This window comes from Pseudomonas sp. P5_A2_2, from assembly GCF_054177685.1.
Map to the genome: position 1 here is coordinate 1 of NZ_JBGCUL010000625.1, position 2,682 is coordinate 2,682.

Annotated in this window: 3 protein-coding genes; all 3 read left to right on the forward strand. The window is 61.6% G+C overall.

Annotated features, from left to right (window positions below):
- The first annotated feature begins 32 nt into the window (after positions 1 to 32).
- Complete coding sequence (locus ACXRVY_RS23250) at positions 33 to 380, forward strand: hypothetical protein (RefSeq protein ID WP_223458134.1); 348 nt, start codon at positions 33 to 35, stop codon at positions 378 to 380.
- Positions 381 to 447: 67 nt separating this feature from the next.
- A complete protein-coding gene (locus ACXRVY_RS23255; protein ID WP_223458132.1) occupies positions 448 to 1,611 on the forward strand; it encodes a PQQ-dependent sugar dehydrogenase in 1,164 nt (387 codons plus the stop codon).
- 207 nt (positions 1,612 to 1,818) lie between these two features.
- Positions 1,819 to 2,682, forward strand: an 864-nt coding sequence (gene ilvA / locus ACXRVY_RS23260; RefSeq protein ID WP_458238351.1) for a threonine ammonia-lyase, biosynthetic, incomplete at its 3' end; no start/stop codon positions are given.

Consider the following 2,682-nt stretch of genomic DNA (forward strand, 5'->3'; position numbering starts at 1 on the left):
GTCCTTATCCGCGCGACGTAGAGAGGCACCCCATGAACCGATACGTGTTTGGCGCCATTGTGCTGGTCTTGAGTGGCGTATTGGGCCCACTGGCCCGGGCCGATGCCTCTGTTTCGTGGCAATTGGCCCAGAACCTGCCGGGCCGTACCAACAACAATCCTTACAGCAGTCCGATTAACCGGGCCAACCCCAACAGCATGCAAGGCACTCAACCCGGCGCCCCGGCCATACGCGGACCCAATACCGTGCCGGTCCCGCGCTCGCCGACGCTGGACAACGGTGGCATCGGTAATCGCTATCCCGACCGGACCGCTCCCGCCAGCCCACCGAAATTCATTCCCAATCCTGCCCCGCGAGACACCGGCACCGACAACCGATGAGTGGCAGGCGTCACCTCTGCCCGTTACTTTTCACGAAACCTCATGTTCATCGGAAAAGGAATCCTGCATGTTGCGCAAAAACCTATTGGCAGCCCTCTGTGCCAGCGTATTGATCAGCGCCACTGTTCCTGTGCTTGCCGCGCCCGCCCAGACGATGAAAAGCGAAGAAGGCACCCTCGAGGTCACCCCCGTCGTGACGGGGCTGGAGCACCCCTGGGCCCTGGCATTCCTGCCGGATCGTAAAGGCATGCTGGTGACCGAACGGCCCGGCAACCTGCGACTGGTGACCGCCGACGGCAAGCTGTCAGCACCGCTCAATGGCGTGCCGACGGTCTGGGCCAAGGGGCAGGGCGGCTTGCTGGACGTGGCGTTGTCACCGGATTTCAAGCAGGACCGGACGGTCTATCTGTCCTATGCCGAAGGGGGTGGTGAGGAYAACAAGGCCGGTACTGCGGTGGGGCGCGGCCGGCTCTCCGACGATATGACGGCGCTCAAGGATTTCCACGTGATCCTGCGTCAGGAGCCCAAACTCTCGGTGGGCAACCATTTCGGCTCGCGGCTGGTGTTCGATCGCGACGGCTATCTGTTCGTAACCCTGGGGGAAAACAACGACCGCCCGACCGCCCAGGACCTCGACAAACTGCAAGGCAAAGTGGTGCGGATCTACCCGGACGGCACGGTGCCCAAGGACAACCCCTTTGTCGGCCAGGCCAACGTGCGCCCGGAAATCTGGTCCTACGGGCAGCGCAATCCGCAAGGCGCGGCGCTCAACCCGTGGAACGGCACGCTGTGGGAAAACGAACACGGCCCCCGGGGTGGCGATGAAATCAACATCATCGAGCGTGGCAAGAATTACGGCTGGCCGCTGGCGACCCATGGCATCAACTACTCCGGTCAACCGATTCCCGAAGCCAGGGGGGATACCGTCGAAGGCACCGTTGCCCCGAACCATGTCTGGGAAAAATCCCCGGGCCTGAGTGGCATGGCGTTCTACGATGCCGACCGTTTCAAGGCCTGGCAGCGCAACGTGTTTATCGGCGCGTTGGTCAGCCAGGAACTGATCCGCCTGGAGTTCGATGGCGACAAGGTCGTGCACGAGGAGCGCTTGCTCGGGGAGTTGAAAAAACGCATTCGCGATGTGCGGCAGGGGCCGGATGGCTATTTGTATGTGTTGACCGATGAGGAGAACGGTGGCGTTTACAAAGTCGGGTTGAAGCTGCCGGCTGACTAAAGACCTCTACAAAAACTTGCCATTGACTTGCCATCAGCACCCGGCTAATTTCGAGCCATGACTTCCACTGTATTGCGCTGCCAGCCAAGCATTATTACCGCCATTCCTCATTTGGCGGGCTAGCTCACGGCTGCAGTACCCAACCCGCCCTCGAGGCGGGTTTTTACTTTCTGTCTCCCGGGCCCCGATCAACGTCAGGAGACGAGAATGAGTTTTACAACCGATCAGCAAGCCCTGCTTGAACGCTACGTCAAAAAGATCCTTGCCGCGCCGGTGTATGAACTGGCGGTGCGCACGCCGTTGCAAGCGGCGCCGGCCTTGTCTGAAGCCTTGGGCAACCAGGTCCTGCTCAAGCGCGAAGACTTGCAACCGACCTTTTCCTTCAAGATCCGCGGCGCCTACAACAAGCTGGTGCAGCTGAGCGAAGCGCAAAAGGCTCGCGGCGTGGTCACGGCTTCTGCAGGCAATCATGCGCAGGGCGTGGCGCTGGCGGCACGGGAGTTGGGGATCGACGCCACCATCGTCATGCCCTGTACGACGCCGCAATTGAAGGTCATCGGGGTGCGCAGTCGCGGCGCCGATGCAGTATTGCACGGCGAAAGTTTTCCGTTTGCCCTGGCCTATGCGCTGGACCTGGCCCGGGAAACCGGTCGCACCTTTGTTTCGCCTTTCGACGACCCGCAAGTGATCGCCGGCCAAGGCACGGTGGCCATGGAAATCCTGCGCCAGCATCAAGGGCCGCTGGATGCGATCTTCGTGCCGGTGGGTGGCGGGGGGCTGATCGCGGGCATCGCCGCTTACGTCAAATACTTGCGACCGCAGGTGCGCATCATCGGCGTCGAGTCGGAGCATTCCGCGTGCCTGCAAGCGGCGTTGCTGGYCGGTGAGCGAGTGATCCTGCCCAGCGTCGGCACCTTCGCCGACGGGGTGGCGGTGGCGCAGATCGGCGCTTACGGGTTTGAGGTCTGCCGGTTTTGCGTCGATGAGGTGGTGACGGTCAGCAACGATGAACTTTGCGCCGCAATCAAGAATATCTACGACGATACCCGCTCGATCACCGAACCTTCCGGT